Here is a 17,424-nt window from a genome sequence, read left to right on the forward strand (position 1 = left end):
GAAAAGCATGCCACCCTAAAGTATAAATATGGAAATCGGAAATTTTGGGCGGAGGGATACTACGTAAGCACAGTGGGCTTGAATGAGGCCACTGTCGCAAAGTATATCCGCGAGCAGGAAGCACATGACCAGGCAATCGATAAACTGAGCGTCAAAGAGTATGAAGATCCATTTAGCAGAAACGGTAGCAAGAAAAAGTAAACCAGTTTAACTGGTAAGTGAAAGTGACAAAAACACTGAGCCTGAACAATTTTATTGTCAGGCTAGCGTCTTTAGGCGCAGTTTGGCAACAAGGGGTTATACCCCAAGAGCAAACCACCCGTTGGACGGGTGGTTATGATTACACAGAACATTCACCCAAGCACATATGTCCAATGGAAGGAGCGTGAGAGGATGATTTCATCCTTTCGAGCATTTCGTGTACACCAGGATGAGTCCGGGTTTCGGTCAGGGGTTGAACAGATTGACCTCTCGGCGCTTCCTGACGCCGATGTTACCGTCAAGGTTCATTATTCCAGCGTTAACTATAAAGACGGATTGGCAAGTATCCCCGAAGGAAAAATCGTTAAAACCTATCCCTTTATCCCCGGCATTGATCTGGCCGGGGAGGTAACGGCCTCCCGCGATGCACGGTGGAAGCCCGGGGACCAGGTGCTGTGCACCGGTTACGGGCTGGGTGTAACGCACGCGGGAGGGTTCGCCGAAGTCGCCCGTGTCCCGGGCGACTGGCTGGTGCCGCTGCCGGAGGGCCTTTCGTTCCGCGACGCGATGGCGATCGGAACGGCGGGGTTTACGGCAGCGTTGTCGGTCCGGCGCCTGCTTGACAATGGGCTGGCGACCGGACAAGGGCCGGTGCTCGTCCTCGGAGCCACCGGCGGCGTGGGCAGCATGGCCGTGGCGATCCTCAGCCGGCTCGGTTTCACCGTCACCGCGGTCACTGGGAAGCCGCAGGCGCGGGAGAAGCTGGCAGCCTTTGGCGCCGCAGAGGTCCTCTCCCGAGAGGAGGCGGCTTCGGGCGCCAAAGGCGCGCTGGGCAAGGAGCGCTGGGCGGCCATCGTTGACCCGGTGGGAGGAGCGATGACGGCCGACCTGCTGAAGTCGGTACGCTATGGCGGCTCGATTGCCTTATCGGGATTAACCGGCGGCAGCGGGATCGAAACGAACGTGTACCCCTTTATTTTACGCGGGGTGAATTTGCTGGGGATCGATTCTGTATTTTGTCCGGCACCGTTGCGGCATGAGCTGTGGCAGCTTCTGGCCGGACCGTGGAAGCCGGAGTCGGTGCTGGCTGGTGGCATCACCGAATATCCGCTGGAGAAGCTGCCGGAGGCGCTTCGTACCGTACTGGCCGGGGAAGCCATCGGGCGCCAAGTCATCTCCTGCATCAACTGAAACGGAATCCATGGTATAAATTGGGGAATCTTGAGACAACCTAACACCATCGGCCGAAGCTGGCTTAGCTTAGGATAAAGGATGGGATACCAATGAGATGGTGGAAAGTTGGATTGGGAATCGCCTTGGCGCTCTCTTTAACCGTAGGATGCGGGAATGTGCAACGGGTAGCCAAGGAAGAGATGAACAAATATAGCATGCAAAGCTATCGGCAAGGGAACGAACGCCAATTAACGACCGGAAAGACGCTGAACACAGCACTGCTGCAAGCATTGAAAGCGGAATGTGCGAAGCGTGGGATCAAACTGACCCATGAAACCTATGCCGAAGGGCTGGACGGGAATATTAGCTACAGTTATTTTATTAACGGGGATGCGCGGCATTTTATAATCGTACACGTATTTCCGAGCGAACAGGATCGGATTCGCGAAATTTCCGAAATTTATGGAACTGGTGATGGCAAGAAGGCAGTCTCCGCCCAGTCGGTCTCCAGCCAGGCTGCGGTGATCTCGGTGAAGGACAATGCTGCCTTGGTTTACTCGTCCAGCGCGCAGAAGGATAGTCCATACCGAGAAGAGATTCAGACGATATTTGATAAATTGTTGCAGCAAATGAATAATCGATCGAAGTAATGACAAAGCATGAGCCTCATATAAAAAACCAACCGCTTCCCTTCGTTTAAGGAAGGAGAGCGGTTGGTTTTTTGCGTTTTATTTCTTATTTCTTATAAATTTCACGCATGACGTGACGCAGCTCGGGAAGGATAATCCGTTCCATCGCCAGCTTCACCGCGCCCTGGGAACCAGGCATGGAGAAGACCGCCGTATTGCCGATCGTTCCGGCGATTGCACGGCTGAGGATGGCGGCCGAACCGATATCTTCCGTAAAGCTGAGGTAACGGAAAATCTCCCCAAACCCGGGCATCTCTTTGTTGAGAAGGCTGCGCACCGCCTCAAACGTCGTATCCCGGGGCGCGATGCCGGTGCCGCCACTCAGCAGAACCGCTTCGATCGCGGGATCGGAAGCGGCTTCCCGCAGCAACTGGCGGATACCGTCATATTCGTCCTTCACGATCACATAGCGGGCTATATGATACCCGTTCTGCCGAAGCAGATCTTGGATCAACCGGCCGCTGGTATCGGTTTCTTCCGTCCGTGTATCAGAGACAGTAATGACGAAACAAGATACTTCATCCGGCGCTTCCATCCGGTGTTCATCAACGGATCTCATCGTGTTCGCTTCTTCCTTTCTTTGGAGGTTAAGTCCATTGTATCATGTTTGACGAGCTAGGAGCGTGAGCTTGTACCGGAGTGGAGCTTCAGGCGGGGGAAGGAAATGGAGTTGCATGTCCGGGGTGGATGGTGTACACTCGCATTCGAATGATTTTATCCTTATATCCCGATGGCAGGAGGTTGTTAAGGTGGGAAACAGGGTGACCCCCGTTTACATATTGTCCGGATTTTTAGGAAGCGGCAAAACGACGCTGCTCCAGCGGCTGATCAGTTATTGGCAGGAGCAGGGGCTTCGTCCGGCCGTGATCATGAACGAAATCGGAGACGTGAATCTCGATGGATTGCTGGTTTCCAACGAAGTGCCGATGGCAGAGATGCTGGGCGGCTGTATTTGCTGCACGATTCGCGGTGACTTAAGCGTACAGATGGCGGAATTGATCGAAGGGGAGAAGCCGGATCTGATCGTGATCGAGGCGACGGGCGCAGGCAATCCGATGGAAATCTTTGATGCCGTGACGGAAGTGTCGCTCTATCTCAAACTGGACATCAAGCCGATGGTGACGGTGGTGGATGCAGCCCATCTGGCTGAGCTGTACGCATCCCAGCAGGGGAAAACCTACCGGCTGATGGTGGAGCAAATCCGCTGCGGGTCCGTATTAATCCTGAATAAAATCGACTTGCTGGAGCTGAATCGCCAGCAGGAAATGACCGCGTTTCTTCGCCGCATGAATCCTTACGCTCAGATCATCCCAGCGGTGAAATGTGATGTGGAGGTGTCGTCATTATGGGCACACTCCCAAACTCATGACCCTACTCATGATGATGAGGGTCACATCCACGATCATCACCCTCATCATCACGAGGGGGATGATCATCACCATGATCATCAAGAAGCGCATCATCACGATCACAATCATGATCATGCCCATCCTCACGCATCGCATGAGCACGTGACCGTCTATACGCACTATTTTGACGGACCCGTGGACAGTGAGGATTTTGAGCGTTTTATTGCTGAGTTGCCTCGGGAAGTGTATCGCGGCAAAGGGGTTCTGCGATTTACCGATACCGCCAGCCGCTTTTTGTTCCAATATGCGTACCGGGAAGCGGATTACCTGAAAATTACGCCGCAAGGGGATGTCCCTGACGTGGCCGTGTTTATTGGAGAGCACTTCGACAAGCAGGAGCTGGCGCAGCGATTGCGCGCTCTGGAGCACAACGCATCGGAATGAAATAACAAACGTTAGTCCAGGCAAAGAAGAGAACCGCGAGTCTATCGCGGTTTTCTTCATTATAGTGTCGATTAAATTAATTCTCCCCGGGGCAATCTAAAACTGCTTTTTCTTGAAGAGGGAGAGATTCACATGAATGGAAAATCAAAAAACGCGGCGAAGTTCATCCATTATGTGTGATTTAAGACGGAGATCGAAACCACGATCTTTCGTTTTCGAAACGCCGTCATCGGGATGGATACGTATCCCGCGCTGCTGGGCGTTGGCTATATTATTGGCCCGCGGATCGCAGGCCAGATGCTGGCTGGCGGGATATTGGCCTGGCTGGTGCTGATCCCGATGATTGGATTCTTTGGCGCTGGGTATCGAGATCTTGGAAGCCAATGGCTGGCTTCGCGGGGCAGAAGAACGGCAGAAGGTGCCGATCTGGGTTAACGTGAACCTATTGTAAATCTTAAAAAAGGGAAAAGAAGTGCAACCTTTCTGGTGGACAGGCCGTCTAGGAGGGCAGAGGTGATAAAGACATGAAGAAAGCAAATCTAAAATCGAAAAATTACCGCAAAATGAAACTGGCTGCCAGCCTGATGATGACCAGTTCGCTGCTACTGGCTTCCTCCGTGTCCGCCTTCAGCGATGTGCACGGACAGGACGCGAAGCTGACGGAAGAGCTGCAACAGAAAGGGATCATTCAAGGGATCACGAAAGACCATTTCGTTCCGCTCGGCAAGCTGACCGGTGCGCAAGGTATTCATATGATTGTAAAGGCGCTGGAACTCAAGCCGAAAGCTGAAGGCGCACTGCCACCTTCGGGTCATACCGAATGGTATGCAGCCTCGCTGCGGATTGCAGAGGATAACGGCATCAAGTTACCGAAGGATTTTGCGCCAAATAGCCAGCTGAGCCGAGAAGCCTTCGCCGACCTACTGATGCAAGCCATTAACGTTACGGGAAATTACCCGACCATTAAAATGTTTATTGAGGTCGCCGATGCCGACCAAATGAATCCGGATTATGCGAACAGCATTCAGACCTTGTTGCTGATGAAGATCGCAAGTCTGGACGAGCAAGGGAAGTTTCACCCAAAACAAGCGATTACGCGGATTGAAGCAGCACGGCTCGTTCACAATGCTGCGGAATTCGTAGGCAAACATAAGGAAGCGGAGCAAAACGTGCAGGATCAGGTGAGCTTTGAAGTCGAAAAAGTGAATGACCAAATCAATAAGGTCGTCTTGACCCGGGCCCAACAACCGAATCCGGGGTATGGCATTCGCGTTGCGAAAGTTGAGTTCTCCGGGAAAACCGCTACGGTTTATTATGAGCTGCAATCCCCTGAACCGGATATGGATTATATTCAAGTCATTACCGATACGAAAGCAGAGACGTTCGTATCCAGCGAGTACCAGGTAAAAATTAAGCGTTTGTCCGAATAACGACAAAAAAACAACAACCGTTCCTACATTTTAGGAACGGTTGTTTTGTGTTTAACTCGGATTTGCTACCGGAGAGACGGCAGGACCGGCACCGGGGGCGGCCGGTGCTTCGACAGCTCCCGATTGCAGCCGGTACATCTGATAGTACCGTCCGCCGAGGTCCAGCAGCTCTTCGTGCGTGCCGCGCTCGACGATTTCACCACGGTGCAATACGAGGATCTGATCGGCACTGCGGATCGTTGACAAACGGTGGGCGATGATGAACGTCGTCCGGCCTCGTTTTAGTACCTCCAGCGCGGATTGAATCAACGCTTCGGTTTCCGTATCAATGTTGGCCGTCGCCTCATCGAGAATGAGGATTGCCGGGTCAAAGGCCAATGCCCGTGCGAAGGAGATCAGCTGACGTTCGCCGGCGGACAGCGTGCTGCCTTTTTCCACGACCGGTTCGTCCAGACCCTTCGGCAAGTGAGCCAAGATCCGGTCCGCGCCAACGTCGATTAGCGCTTTCTCCGCCTTCTCGCGAGAGATGCGTTCGTCACCTAACGTGACGTTCGACAGGATCGTCCCGGTGAACAGGTATGGATCCTGGAGAACAATCCCCATATGCTGGCGAATCCATTGCTTCGGCAGCTCCGTGACGGGTGTGCCGTCGATGGTGATCGTGCCTTTCTGCGGATCGTAGAACCGGAAGAGCAGGTTGATGATCGAGCTTTTACCGGAGCCGGTATGTCCGACCAAAGCAACCGTCTGGCCTTGCTTCGCCTCAAAGGAAATATTTTTCAACACATAGTCTTTCTTGTAAGCGAACGAGACGTCTTTGAACTCTACATTGCCTTTATAGCGCGGCATCGAGCCGTCTACGACGGGCTCACCCGGTTCGTCCATCAGCGCGAACACCCGGCCGGCGGAAACCATTGAGGAATCCAGCGCGGCCAGCTGGTTGACCATCCCGGTGATCGGTTGGAACAACCGTCCAAGCACATCAACGAAGGCATACAGTACGCCAAGCGATATGACGCTGGAACCGCCAAGCTGCGCTGCACCGAAATACCAAAGTACGGTCGCAAATGCTACGTTCCGCAGGACATTCACCAGGTTATGCGAAGTGAAGGCATTTAAGTTCAGCATCTTGTTCTGGTGCTTCATGTAATCACTGTTCAGGTTCTCGAACTCTTCCCTCGTTTGCTCTTCACGGCGGAAGATTCGGATGATCGACATCCCCTGAATCGATTCATTGATGATGGCGTTGATTTCACTCAACCGCGAGCGGATAATCGTGTTATATTTCGTCGCGAATTTACGGTAGAAAACGATCCACAGATAAATGATCGGCACGACGAATAAGCAGATGAGGCCCAATCTCACGTCCAGAATAAACAAGGCGACGTACACGCCCAGCATGTTAATCACACCGGAGAAGAAGTTGGCCAGCACGGCGATAAACAATTCCTTCACCGCCTCCGTGTCGTTGGTGACGCGGGAGACCACTTTCCCGGCAGGCAGATTATCGAAAAAATGCACCGGCAGCCGCTGAATATGGGCGTAGACATCCATGCGCAGCTTGCGGATGACTTGGTTGGCTGAGGATTGCAGCCAGTAGGTTTTGCCAAATTCCATCACAATGGCAACAGCTAGGAAAACGAAATACCAGACGATCAGCGACAGAATGCCAGGAACCTCCGGCTTGTAAAAAGCAAACAGACCAGACGCGCTAAGTTGTTGCGCCGGATATTGCGTGCTTGCGCCGTCCTTCCGGGTGAGGGTTAGGACGCCGTCTTTAAAGCTGCGATCGCCGGAGACGTCCGGGACGGCCGATTCCACGAAGACGAAGCTTTTACCGACCTGCAATACGCGGACCTCGTTGCCTTTGGCTTCACCTTCGGCAAAGCGGTCGCCACGCTTAAAGTTGCGGCCATCGTATGTGGCGGTATATTTGTCTTTGACCGTCGTTTCGTAAAACGGCTGCTCGATTGCCAGCATATGATCGTCGATCATCGTACGAGCGATAAATGGGCCGGCCAGTTCGGCCGCGACCCCAATCGCCAGCATGACGAGCGCGAGGATAAATGTTTTTTTCGCCGTTAAGGCGTATTTGAAAAGTGCTTTTCCCGTATGGGTGTGCATCGCTTTAAGACACCTCCCCGTCAGTCAGGTTCGATTCGACCTGTTGACGTTCGTATTGTTCACGGTACCAGCCGCCTAACTGCAGCAGCATATCATGAGTACCTTCTTCGATAATTTTGCCTTTCTCCAGCACGACGATCCAATCTGCGTGTTCGATGGCGGACAGGCGGTGCGTGGAGATCAGCGTCGTTTTGCCGGCGCGCTTGCTGCGGATGTTCTCGATGATCCGCGCCTCGGTCCGGGCATCCACCGCGGAGAGGGCATCGTCGAGAATCAACAGCTCCGGATCGGCGATAAACGCCCGCGCCAGGGAGACCCGCTGCTTCTGGCCGCCGGAGAGGGCGACACCTTTCTCGCCGACCAGTGTATCCAGCCCGTCAGAGAGGGTCCCGAGATCTTGGTCGAAGGCTGCGGTGCGAATCGCCTCCATAATTTTCTCGTCGGACGCACCGGGGTAGCCGAACTGGATATTTTGCCGTACCGTCTTGGAGAACAGAATTTGCTCCTGCGGTACATAACCGATCCAGCTGTGCAGCCGTTTCAAGGCAATCTGCTGAATCGGCACGCCGGAGATCGTCAGTTCGCCGCTGCCCACTGGATATTCATGCAGCAATTGCTTGAGCAGGGTGGATTTCCCGCTGCCGGTCCGGCCGACGATGCCCAGCGTTTCGCCGCGTTTAATCGTTAAGTTGATATGCTCGAGATTATTGATCGTTGACGTCGGATAACGGAAGGTCACATCTTTGAACTCGATCGTTTCCGGTCTTTCCACCGGAACCGGGTTCGGAACGTCCTCGACGTCCGGCTTTACGTTTAACGTTTCGTTAACGCGGTCCAGCGAAGCGCCGCCGCGCTGCATAATGTTGATCAGTTCGCCGATCGCAAACATCGGCCAAATCATCATGCCGAGGTACATATTAAAGGTTACGAGATCGCCCAGCGTCAGTTCATTTTGAAAGACAAGATAAATGCCGTACGTGAGCCCGATGGCATAGCTGAGTCCAACACATAAGCGGATCGTAGGTTCAAAATAAGCATCAACTTTGGCGACGGCCAAGTTTTTCTTATACACGTCATCTGTGATTTCCGCAAAACGTTTCTCATCATTACGCTCCTGAACATAGGCGCGAATGACCCGAATCCCGGCGACCGATTCCAGTACCTGGTCGTTCATGTCCCCGAAGGCATCCTGAGCCAAGGTATATCGCTCATGGATGATTTTCCCGTAAATTTTCATCGCCAGGGCGATAAAAGGGAGGGGGATGATCGCCGCTAACGTCAGCTTCCAACTGATCAGCGTGCTCATGGCCAGGAAGATGACCGTGAGGTATGCCGTCGAGTCGGTCAGCGTCAGCATCCCGAAACCGGCGGTGGTGGCCACCGACCGCAAATCGTTGGTCGCCCGGGCCATCAGGTCGCCGGTGCGGCTCCGCTCGAAGAACGGCGGCGTCATCCGCAGCAAATGGCTCATAAACCGAGTGCGAAGCAGCCGCTCGACCAGGTTCGAGCCCCCGAACAGGGAATGCATCCATATGTACGTAATGAGATAAATGAAGATCAGTACGCCGATAATGAGTAAAATATATTGTGTTAATGATGCCCAAGTGACCGTGCCGGCCACGATTTCATCGATGGCGCTGCCAAGCAGCCGCGGCGGGGCAAGTTCCACGATGCCCACAAAGATGAGCAGGAACAAGCCGATGATGTACCGCCTTTTTTCCCGTTTGAAAAACCAACCCAAATTTTTTAAAACCGAAAACATAGTGGGGTTTCCTCCTTTGAATTCCCGATTGCCATACCTGCGGGAGAACCTCTACAAGTGTCCGAAACCTGCCAAAAACCGCAAAAAGGCATATCGTCCGAAAACGATATGCCTTAAAACCATAACATATGTCGCGTCCGTTACTTATGATAAGCAACCTCAGCGTGTATGATATCACGTTTACCCTAATAACCAGAAATGAAGCCAAAGGGGCGGTTATCGCATGAGATGAACCAATCCTGCAGGGGTTGCTCCGGTATTTAGTTGTGTACTGTGATGCGCAGAAAGATACATAGACACTAATTTCACTTTAAACACCGTGCTTCACCCTTTCTTGAATGGTAATTAATTGAATGCGATCTCGTATGTTCCCGATTTTAGCATCGCACAAAAGAAGATGTCAAACATTAATTTTCTCAGTAACTATGCAAAACTTCGAAACTTCGTCGAACAAAGGTTTGGCTTTTGGCTCGGTATCGACTACAATAAAAGGGAAGACGGTATGGAATTATTTATACCGTTGTAGTTTCACCTGAAGCACCAAGAAGGTTGGATAGATAGATAGATAGAGGAGGAGAAACGATCATGATTCATGTGAGCAACGAAGCTGTAGCATGGTTTAAGCAGGAACTGGGACTACAGGAAGGTCAGGCAATCCGCTTCTTTGCACGCTATAGTGCGGGAGGCAAGCTGCATCCGGGCTTCTCGCTAGGAATCGACGTGGATCAACCTGTATCCCCGGGGATCAAAGCCGAAGTCGAGGGGATAACGTTCTACATGGAAGAGCAGGATATGTGGTATCTCGATGGGTATCATCTCAACGTGACCTATGATCAGCAGTTGGGTGACATCGAATATGAATATGAGGTTGCGGCATCGAATTAAACCATGGCAATAAGCGCAAGAACCCAAAGGCCCGTTCATCGACGGGCCTTTTCCTTTGAAGTTTCAGACGGACGGGAGCGGGCTCGTCAATCGTCAAATAATGCTGTCTTCCATCGCAAATTCAAAATCGCCGATATCATATACTTGTACTGGCACCTCGGCTTCAATAATCCGGCGGATCAACTCCAGCTGATCGGTCAGGACTGGCACGTTCTCCCGATGGGCGGTCAGTACGATTTCCGTTTCGATCGGATCAAGGAACTCTCCGTATTGTTCGTTGTCCACCGCGTTCACCACGGTCCAGGTGACATGATCACCGAATAAGATCGAAGGACTCTTAGCCCAAGGAATCGTGAGTGCCCGCTCCAGCTTCTTGCGATTCAGCGGTTCTTCAAGGTAGGCGATCAATTCGCTGATTTTCTGCTTCACGTGCATATCATCGACGGGGTCGTTCATCAGCGGCTCGGGACTATTTTGAAATTCATAAAGCTCCATGACGGTGTTGTAAGGTACAATATATTCCACAGGCGCACTCGGCACCAGCAATTCACCATATATCGCCACCATCACGGCTTCGATCACAAATCGGCGTGACATGGTCATCCTCCTAAAACGGCCTGTAACTCATTGCTGCCTTAAGTATCTTACGACAACTCAATTTATTAAGGAGTATACCATAACCAGTTGATAAATTCAGCTTTGCTGCGCGAAAATCGGCTTTTATACGGGAAGGAGGAAATAGCGAATGACATCTAACATAGAGCGAGAAGCTCTTGGGCCATCCCCGGAAACGCAGCGTTGGATCGAGGAACAGATGGGGCAAGGCGCCAAAGTGGTCTCGGTGGTTTCTTTGAAGGGAGGCACTTCATCGGTGGTTTATGGGGTGAAAATAACCCAAGGAGATGCCTGCCACGAAGTCGTGCTTAGACAATTTACTAATCGGGAGTGGCTGCGGGAAGAGCCGGAGCTCGCGTTGCACGAGACAGCGGCGTTGCAGACGGCTAGTGCATCGGGTCTACCGTCGCCGCAAGCGCTTGCCTGTGATCCTGACGGCAGCGCTTGCGGCGTGCCGTCTATGCTAATGTCTTATCTGCCCGGTCAGGTGGTGCTGAACCCGGCAGATCGATTGAATTGGCTGGACGGACTCGCCCGGATGTTGGCGGAGATCCACGCGGTGGAAGCTTCGCCAATCCGGTGGAACTATTTTACCTATAATGAGGTATCCCGATTGACGGTGCCCCAGTGGTCCCGTGTTCCTGAGGCATGGCGGAAAATGATTGACCGCGTGCAAGGACCTGTGCCAACGTACATGTCGCAATTCATTCATCGCGATTACCACCCGGCTAACGTATTGTGGCGAGAGGGGCAGGTCAGCGGTGTCGTCGATTGGGTGAACGCGTGCATGGGGCCGGCCGGGATTGATACAGGCCACTGTCGGTTGAATCTCGTACAGATGTATGGGGTGGAGGCGGCGGATACTTTTTTGGATCACTATCTTGCTTATGCCCGGCGGGTGAGGTGCGACGTAAACGATCCCTATTGGGATATGCTATGCCTGATCGAAGTGCTGCCAGGTCCGCCCGAAGTGTATCGAGGGTGGCCGGATTTGGGACTGAACGGGTTAACGCCGGAGCTTCTCGCCCGCCGTTTGGATGAATACGCGGAGCGACTGGTTCGGAAGCTGGATACTTACGCCGCCGAACGCTAAGAAATCAACAGAGGATGTGCTAACAAATTGAAACATTGGAAAGCCTATTTGACGTTCGTTAGGCCTTATACGAAATGGATTCTACTTACCTTGTTTATAGGGATGTTGAAGTTTGGCATCCCAGCCTTGCTGCCGCTGGTGCAGAAATACGTCGTGGACGATATTTTACTGAACGGCGCAATGGTGCTGGAGCAGAAGGTGTCGCAGTTGATGATCGTACTGGGGGCTACGCTGTTCCTGTTTGTGATCGTGCGCGGTCCGGTGGAATATGCACGGCAGTATTTTGCTCAGCTGATCACGGCTCGGATCTTGTTTGATCTGCGGAACAAGCTGTACGCCCATTTGCAGCGGTTGTCTCTGCGATACTACCAAAATACGAAGGTGGGGGAAATTATCTCCCGCTTCATCAACGATGCTGAGCAGACCAAGAACATCGTCGAAGTCGGCATGATGAACGTGTGGCTGGACATGTTTACGCTGGTGTTCGTGCTGGGATTTATGTTCTATTTGAACCCGTGGCTGACACTGGTGGCCATTGCGATCTTCCCGTTGTACGCGATCGCGGTGAAAGTGCTGTACAAGCGTTTGAAAAAGCTGACCAAAGACCGTTCGGCAGCGCTCGCTGGGATCCAGGCTTATTTACATGAGCGGATTCAGGGCATCTCCGTCATCCGCAGCTTTGCCTTGGAACGTCATGATCGCAAGCGGTTTGAAGGGACAAACGGTCGGTTTCTGCAAAAAGCGTTAGCCCACAGCCGCTGGAACGCTTGGACGTTCGCCGTGATCAACACGCTGACCGATATCGCGCCGCTGCTGGTGATTGGGTACGGCGGGTATCAGGTGATTCACGGCGATTTGACGCTGGGGACGTTTGTCGCCTTTTTTGGGTATCTCGATCGGCTTTACGCGCCGTTAAGGAGATTAATTAACTCCTCAACCACATTAACACAGGCTTCGGCTTCGTGGGAGCGGGTGCTTGAGCTCATGGAGGAACCGTACGACATGACCGATGCGCCGGATGCAAAGGTCCTGCCGCAGGGCAGTCACGGCGTGATGTTCCGGGATGTGTGGTTCAAATATCGGGAAAACGGCGAATGGGTGCTAAAAAACATCTCGCTCGAAGTCAATCCCGGCCAAACCGTTGCCTTCGTTGGTATGAGCGGGGGCGGGAAATCGTCGCTGGTCGGGTTGATCCCGCGGTTCTATGACGTGCAGCGGGGGACGCTGACGGTGGGCGGCAGGGACGTCCGCGAGTGGACGATGGAAAGCTTGCGCAGCCGGATCGGCATGGTGCTGCAGGACAACTTCCTGTTTAGCGGCAGCGTGCGCGATAACATTTTGTACGGCCGGCCGGACGCCACCGAGGACGAGGTAATCGAGGCAGCTCGCGCGGCGAACGCGCATGATTTCATCATGCAGCTGCCGCAGGGCTACGACACCGAGGTCGGGGAGCGCGGCGTCAAGCTGTCCGGCGGGCAGAAGCAGCGGATCGCCATCGCCCGCGTCTTCTTGAAGGACCCGCCAATCCTCGTGCTCGATGAGGCGACGTCCGCGCTCGACCTGGAGTCGGAGCACCTGATCCAGCAGTCGCTGCAGCAGCTCTCGCGCGCCCGCACGACGCTGATCGTGGCGCACCGACTGTCGACGATCACCCACGCCGATCAGATCTTCGTGCTGAAGAACGGCGAAATCGTCGAGCGCGGCACCCACGACGAGCTGATGGCGATCCCGGACGGCGTGTACGCGCAGTTGTACAACATCCAGCATCTCAGCCCGGCGGAGAGCGTAGAGCTGGGCTGAGCGGTTGGGTTGCCCACTCTCCGGATAAGGCCATAAAAGGGCGCTATTACGCGCCTTTCTGGCCAGGTCAGGTGAAATAAGGGAAAAAAGTTCCGCTAATGCACGTGGTGATCAGCCGGAAGGCCGGTTTCTGCGGTAACGGCCGGGGAATAAAGACACATTTTACCGCTATTTACTCGGATATCGTTCGAACGGGTGAAATAAAGGAAAAAAGTTCCGTTATGGGCCGACCGAGTATGTTTGAAAGTAGATTGGTAAGCCGTACATTCGCTGTTTGACCCTGTAACGGAACTAAAAGACCTTATTTGCGTCCGAAGAGGTTCATTCCCACTCTAACGGAACGTACGGACGTTATTCGCAGCAAAGTGCCCCCAATAATCCTCAACATGCACTAATAACGTCTGCTGGTTCCGTTAGGCTGGGAAATCGCCGGGAAATAGCGGAATAAGGTCATCTGGTTCCGTTAGATTGCCGGCTCGCCAATAACAAGGCTCACCCGCGCCAGCAAAACATGCAAAAAGGCTGAACTCTAAACAATCGTTTAGAATTCAGCCTTCTTTTTTGCAGCTGATGCCTCTCACAGCTTCCCAATCACCAACGACAAGATGCCGGCGGCGATCAGCGGACCGACCGGGACGCCCCGGAAGAAGGCGACGCCCAGCACGGTGCCAATCAACAAGCCGGCGACGACGGTCGGCTGATTGCCCATCAAGGTCGCGCCGCGGCCGCCGAGCCAGGCGACCAGCATGCCGACGCCGATGGCGAGCAGGGACTTCCAGTGGAAGAAGGAAGCCCATAGCGTCTGGATGGAGATTTTGCCGCTGGCGACCGGGGTCATCACGCCGATGGTGAGGATGATGATTCCGAGCGTCAGGCCGTATTTCTCCAGCCAGGGGAAGGTTGTGTGCAAATGCAGCACGCGAAGCAGCAGCAATACAATCATCGCCACGGTAATCGGCATGTTGCTGCTGAAAATGCCCAATGCCGCTAGTAACAACAGCAGAAGGGCTGTTACATCAATTTGTTGCATGATCCACCTCCTGCGGTGAATACCGATTATTTATCTGTTGCTTGAGGTTCTCGCCCCTATGATATGCTCAGCGATCAGCTTCCCGTGACCGCGGCCCGTTTCGATAAACACCTCGTTGGCGTTGCGTCCGGAAGCGATAACTCCCGCAACGTAAAGGCCGGGCACGTTCGTTTCCATCGTCTCCGGATTAAACACCGGCTTCTCCATATCACCGGCCATTTCAACTCCGGCGGAGAACAACAGCTTACGATCAGGCCGGAACCCGGTTAACGCCAAGACAAAATCGTTTGCCAATTCCGATGTAGTCCCGTCAGGTCCTTCGATAATTACGCGGTCAGGCAGGATTTCGATCACCCGGGATTTCAGGCGCAGAGCAACCTTGCCTTTGTTGACGGCACTCTCAAACAGCGGCCGTACCCAAGGCTTGATGTTCGCGGACAAGTCCTCCCCGCGATACACGACAGTAACCTCAGCGTTCACGCGTACCAGTTCCAGCGCAGCATCTACGGCGGAGTTGCTGCCGCCGATGATTGTTACTTTCGTACCGGTGTACGGATGCGCCTCTTGGAAGTAATGCGTCACCTTGTCGGTATTTTCTCCTGGAATTCCTAAAATATTGGGGTGATCGAAATAACCTGTCGAGATAATGACATGACGGGCTTGGTATTCCGCCTTTTCACCGCCGCGTTTCTCTGAACGAACCACAAACGAGCCGTCCGGCTGCCGCACCACTTCGGTGGCTTCTTCATAGGCCAACACCGGGACATTATAATGATCACTAACCTTGCGGTAATAGGCCAGCGCCTCATGGCGGTAAGGTTTATCGTTCGCCGAAGCAAACGGTACATCTCCGATTTCCAGCAGTTCAGCGGTGCTGAAAAACTGCATATACGTAGGATAAGAATAGATGGAATGGACAAGACAATGTTTCTCTAGAACAAGCACCTGCAGTCCGCGACGCTGGCATTCGATGGCTGCCGATAGACCGCAAGGCCCTGCTCCGATGATAATCACATCCAGCATGGGAACCTCCTCATAGACATTCACTTCAAACGAATTTTTCATAACACTTCCATCCTACCGCAAATGACGCAGAATTGCCAACCATCCGCTGCGGGTTGTAAAGGGGGAAGGATGTGGCAATCCTATGAAATCTTTGGCGGACGGGGTTCAATGCAGGAGAATTGGAGTACACTAATAGTGTAAGCGGTTACCTTGGTGATTGAAGTTGAAGGAGGTGCCGAACATGCTGTCCTGGTTTAAAAAACGCAAGCCCAAACAAGTCACAATTCCTACGGCGATCAAGGTTACGTTAGATGAAGTTCGACGCGCCGTGCTGCGTTATGAAGCTGACATGCCGGAGGGAATCAACCGGTTGTCGCTGCTGCTGCCAGACGGAAGTCTGGATATGAAACGCCTGTCACGATATTTAGGCGGTGTGACGGATCAACGGTTTTACTTGTCGAGAGAAACCTATGAAATCTTTCCGGAAGAAGAGCGTGACATCCCTTATTATCTAGATATGGTGCAGGCTGCAGTAGATCATTATGTGGAGGAACGAGGCAAGCTGCCGGTGCTGGAGGATTCTCGCCAGTTGGAGGTCGATTATCGTCTGCTGATACGAGAGCATTATTTGAAGGAGATGCCGCCGTTCCCACTGTACGTGACAGATCAGGAGATGTTGTTGACCCATCGCCCCAAACAAGTGATCTAAACCTGAAAAAGCGCATTTCTGGTGAGCCGGAAGTGCGCTATTTATTTGACAGATGTTTTACAATAGAGAGAGACATATGGGGGAAAGTGGGGAACAAGGTTGCAGCTAAAAGCCATACTGTTTGACCTGGATAATACGTTAATGGATCGAGATCACATGTTCCGCAGCTTCGCCGCTCAATTAACGCAGGAGTGCCTGGTGCCAATGGACGAGACGCAGCGGGAAGCGTTGATCGCGGAGATGATTGAACGGGATAACGATGGATATCGGCCGAAGGAAGGCTTTTTTCAGGAATTGTTGGATTGGTTGCCTTGGCGTCATAAGACGAGCTTGGAGGAACTGAAAGCCTACTACAACCAACATTATATGACCTATGCAAAAGCGATGGATTATGCGGAAGAGACCCTGCGGTACTGCCGTGACCAGAAACTCCGGTTAGGGATTATCACAAACGGACATAGCAAGCGGCAACACGAAAAAATCGATTTGATCCATCTGCGTCCGTACTTTGATGTGATCATCGTATCCGGGGACGTGGAGATCCAGAAGCCTGATCCCCGGATCTATCAGTTAGCATTAGATCGGCTAGGGGTACAAGCAGAGGAGACGGTGATCGTTGGTGATCATCCTCGCAACGATATTTGGGGAGCGGCGCAGGCCGGGATTCGCGGGATTTGGCTGAAGCGCAAGCATGAGTGGGACGTGTCGCTGGAAGGCGGCAACCCATGGCGGACGGTTCAGGAGCTGAATGAAGTCCCGGCATTATTGGAATCATATCCCCAAGAGCTATGCGGGACAAGATAGTGTAAAATCTCTGTGGGTGTAGGAATTGGAAAAAGCGGATATAGAAAAAGAGCTTCTCCCTTGGTAAAGTGATGTTTGACGCACAACACACCAAGAAGGAGGAAGCTCCTGTGAGCCACTTTACCACAACAATGCCGACGATGAAAGAGATTGAGCAATGGATTTTCCGGAAAATGCAGGAGGAATTCGCTCGTGCGATGAAGCAGGTACTGGAGGCGCTGGATCAGCAGATCCTGGAGCAACGGGACCGAGAGCGTTATCGAGTAAAGGACGAGCGTGAAACAAGCGTCAACACAGTGTTCGGGAATGTG

Annotated in this window: 17 protein-coding genes and 1 pseudogene; 12 read left to right on the top strand and 6 right to left on the bottom strand. The window is 52.9% G+C overall.

The window, feature by feature from the left end; genetic code table 11:
* From M891_RS0120540 to M891_RS0120550, 3 genes are all read left to right on the top strand, one after another.
* Positions 1–201 (top strand): transposase (locus M891_RS0120540; RefSeq protein ID WP_028540093.1); only part of this gene is annotated, 201 nt, incomplete at its 5' end.
* Positions 202–393: 192 nt separating this feature from the next.
* Positions 394–1,392 carry an acrylyl-CoA reductase family protein gene (locus tag M891_RS0120545; RefSeq protein ID WP_028540094.1) on the top strand — a complete coding sequence of 333 codons (999 nt, stop codon included), beginning with the start codon at positions 394–396 and terminating at the stop codon, positions 1,390–1,392.
* A 92-nt stretch (positions 1,393–1,484) separates the two neighbouring features.
* Entirely contained in the window at positions 1,485–2,024 is a 540-nt protein-coding gene (locus M891_RS0120550) for a hypothetical protein (protein WP_028540095.1), read from the top strand.
* An 85-nt stretch (positions 2,025–2,109) separates the two neighbouring features.
* On the opposite strand, the gene M891_RS0120555 is transcribed toward M891_RS0120550, so the two are convergent.
* Entirely contained in the window at positions 2,110–2,622 is a 513-nt protein-coding gene (locus M891_RS0120555) for a MogA/MoaB family molybdenum cofactor biosynthesis protein (protein ID WP_016312354.1), read from the bottom strand.
* 190 nt (positions 2,623–2,812) lie between these two features.
* Between M891_RS0120555 and M891_RS0120560 the strand changes: the two genes are divergently transcribed.
* From M891_RS0120560 to M891_RS0120570, 3 genes and pseudogenes are all read left to right on the top strand, one after another.
* Entirely contained in the window at positions 2,813–3,856 is a 1,044-nt protein-coding gene (locus tag M891_RS0120560; protein WP_028540096.1) for a CobW family GTP-binding protein, read from the top strand.
* 180 nt (positions 3,857–4,036) lie between these two features.
* A pseudogene (locus M891_RS25445) lies at positions 4,037–4,213 on the top strand (OPT/YSL family transporter); the annotation flags it as partial.
* A gap of 167 nt (positions 4,214–4,380) precedes the next feature.
* Complete coding sequence (locus tag M891_RS0120570; RefSeq protein ID WP_176222395.1) at positions 4,381–5,286, top strand: S-layer homology domain-containing protein; 906 nt, start codon at positions 4,381–4,383, stop codon at positions 5,284–5,286.
* A gap of 51 nt (positions 5,287–5,337) precedes the next feature.
* Here the strand turns inward: M891_RS0120570 and M891_RS0120575 are convergent, their stop codons facing one another.
* Complete coding sequence (locus tag M891_RS0120575; protein ID WP_028540099.1) at positions 5,338–7,410, bottom strand: ABC transporter ATP-binding protein; 2,073 nt, start codon at positions 7,408–7,410, stop codon at positions 5,338–5,340.
* Positions 7,411–7,414: 4 nt separating this feature from the next.
* Positions 7,415–9,172 (bottom strand): ABC transporter ATP-binding protein, encoded by a 1,758-nt coding sequence (locus M891_RS0120580; protein WP_016312348.1) that lies wholly within the window; start codon positions 9,170–9,172, stop codon positions 7,415–7,417.
* 585 nt (positions 9,173–9,757) lie between these two features.
* Here M891_RS0120580 and M891_RS0120585 point away from each other — a divergent pair.
* The gene (locus tag M891_RS0120585; RefSeq protein WP_016312347.1) at positions 9,758–10,057 is read left to right on the top strand and encodes a HesB/YadR/YfhF family protein; all 300 of its coding nucleotides are present in this window, start codon (positions 9,758–9,760) and stop codon (positions 10,055–10,057) included.
* A gap of 93 nt (positions 10,058–10,150) precedes the next feature.
* Here M891_RS0120585 and M891_RS0120590 read toward each other — a convergent pair whose 3' ends face one another.
* Complete coding sequence (locus M891_RS0120590) at positions 10,151–10,654, bottom strand: hypothetical protein (protein WP_016312346.1); 504 nt, start codon at positions 10,652–10,654, stop codon at positions 10,151–10,153.
* Between the two features lie 148 nt (positions 10,655–10,802).
* Between M891_RS0120590 and M891_RS0120595 the strand changes: the two genes are divergently transcribed.
* Complete coding sequence (locus M891_RS0120595) at positions 10,803–11,765, top strand: phosphotransferase family protein (protein ID WP_028540101.1); 963 nt, start codon at positions 10,803–10,805, stop codon at positions 11,763–11,765.
* Between the two features lie 27 nt (positions 11,766–11,792).
* Entirely contained in the window at positions 11,793–13,565 is a 1,773-nt protein-coding gene (locus tag M891_RS0120600) for an ABC transporter ATP-binding protein (RefSeq protein ID WP_028540102.1), read from the top strand.
* Positions 13,566–14,142: 577 nt separating this feature from the next.
* Here the strand turns inward: M891_RS0120600 and M891_RS0120605 are convergent.
* Complete coding sequence (locus tag M891_RS0120605) at positions 14,143–14,595, bottom strand: DUF441 domain-containing protein (protein ID WP_016312343.1); 453 nt, start codon at positions 14,593–14,595, stop codon at positions 14,143–14,145.
* 30 nt (positions 14,596–14,625) lie between these two features.
* Positions 14,626–15,618, bottom strand: coding sequence for a YpdA family putative bacillithiol disulfide reductase (locus M891_RS0120610; protein ID WP_028540104.1), 993 nt, complete (start codon positions 15,616–15,618; stop codon positions 14,626–14,628).
* 223 nt (positions 15,619–15,841) lie between these two features.
* Here M891_RS0120610 and M891_RS0120615 point away from each other — a divergent pair, with 223 nt between their 5' ends.
* From M891_RS0120615 to M891_RS0120625, 3 genes are all read left to right on the top strand, one after another.
* The gene (locus tag M891_RS0120615) at positions 15,842–16,309 is read left to right on the top strand and encodes a DUF3939 domain-containing protein (protein ID WP_028540105.1); all 468 of its coding nucleotides are present in this window, start codon (positions 15,842–15,844) and stop codon (positions 16,307–16,309) included.
* 99 nt (positions 16,310–16,408) lie between these two features.
* Positions 16,409–17,113, top strand: a complete 705-nt coding sequence (locus tag M891_RS0120620; RefSeq protein ID WP_028540106.1) for an HAD family hydrolase — start codon at positions 16,409–16,411, stop codon at positions 17,111–17,113.
* A 110-nt stretch (positions 17,114–17,223) separates the two neighbouring features.
* Positions 17,224–17,424: UPF0236 family transposase-like protein (locus tag M891_RS0120625; RefSeq protein ID WP_198032054.1), on the top strand; the 201-nt coding region annotated here is incomplete at its 3' end.

This window comes from Paenibacillus sp. J14 (assembly GCF_000518465.1).
Taxonomy (GTDB): domain Bacteria; phylum Bacillota; class Bacilli; order Paenibacillales; family Paenibacillaceae; genus Fontibacillus; species Fontibacillus barengoltzii.